The organism is uncultured Campylobacter sp. (assembly GCF_938017705.1).
GTDB lineage: Bacteria > Campylobacterota > Campylobacteria > Campylobacterales > Campylobacteraceae > Campylobacter_B.
The window spans coordinates 1-1,265 of sequence record NZ_CALIIS010000167.1 but is presented as its reverse complement, the minus strand read 5'-3'; the positions used below and the strand labels follow the sequence as shown (position 1 = coordinate 1,265).

1 protein-coding gene and 1 pseudogene are annotated in these 1,265 nt (G+C 45.1%); both read right to left on the bottom strand.

What is annotated here, in order from left to right; genetic code table 11:
* A partial coding sequence (locus tag Q0605_RS07970) for a cell division protein FtsH (RefSeq protein ID WP_298705905.1) occupies positions 1 to 1,066 on the bottom strand: 1,066 nt, incomplete at its 3' end.
* Positions 1,063 to 1,265 (bottom strand): annotated as a pseudogene (locus Q0605_RS07965) (resolvase); the annotation flags it as partial. The gene Q0605_RS07970 and the pseudogene Q0605_RS07965, both read right to left, overlap by 4 nt.

Genomic DNA, 1,265 nt, shown 5'->3' with positions numbered 1-1,265 from the left:
TAACGCTTGCATAAAATTTGCCTTCATAAGCCCCAAGCGTCGCTACGGCGAAATAATCGCCCTTGCTTTTTCCTAATGCGGGATCAATCCCCATATAATAGGCGTCGCAAAGAGGCATCTGCTCGAAAGTTTGATACCCGCTAAAGCTTGCCTCCTCTTTACTCAGCGGCTCGTTTTGATATTCGCTCATAAAGGCACTTTTGGAGCTTAGAAACTCCTGTTTTATGCGCTCTTTATCCAGCTTGTTATCATCGAGCAGTAGCTCTTTCATATCCCACTTTTGCTCATCCACGTTTGCGGGAAAAGCGCGCACCAGCGGATAGGATAGAGTTTTGAAATCCGTCCTTGCTTCGATGCGAAATAAGAGGCTATCATAATGCAGCGTAGTACCGACTACTACGATATTATAAGCGTTATCGCCGCGGGCGGGCAGCTTCATAATAGCCTTTTCAAACCACTCATAAAGCTTGTCGCGCTGGGCTTTTGTTTTTACGTTTTCGTCGTTTTCCAGATCGTCGCAAATGATAAGATCCGGACGAAATCCTCGCCAGTTTTCGCCGCGGATCTTTTTGCCTGCACCGTAAGCGGAAATTTTAAACGCCTGCTTACCGCTATAAAATACGATCTCCTCCTCCGTCCATTTATCGCCCTTGCTGATACCAAAATCTCTAATCAAAAGTTCGTTTTCCTCAAGCTCATTTTTTATGAACTCGATCGTCTTTTTAGAGAGATTAATCGTCGCGCTAATGATTACGCAGTTTCGCTTTCGCGCAGTTACCGCAGTATTAAAAAGCACCCAAAGCCTTGAAATCAAGGTAGTTTTGGCAGCTCCTCTGTAAGCCTTAAAAAGCAGATGCCTATTTTTAGTGCTTAGGCGCGCTTCGTTTTTGTAAAAATCTGCTCGAAATTTAGAAGTTTCGGGCAGGCGTACGTGAGCGCTAAAATAGATCCGTACGCACTCTTTAAAGCTTGCGCGCGCAGTCTTTATCCTGGCGTCTCTTTGCGGATCGATGGCGCGCCTTAGGGATTTGAGCTTGATGCGCAGTGCTTCGATATCTTCATTCATTGCTTAAGCGTCCGTCTTAAAATTTCATCCGCATTCGCAGCTAAAAACTCCGTCACGGCATCGCATTTTTTCTTCGTGGCAAGATCGGCGATCTCATTTATCGCGCGGCTTGCGGCGTCTAGCATTTGAGCCTTTATATCCGTTTTTAATGGGGCTTTAAGGCTATAATAGGTTTGCGTATAGTTTTTTAAAATTTCGA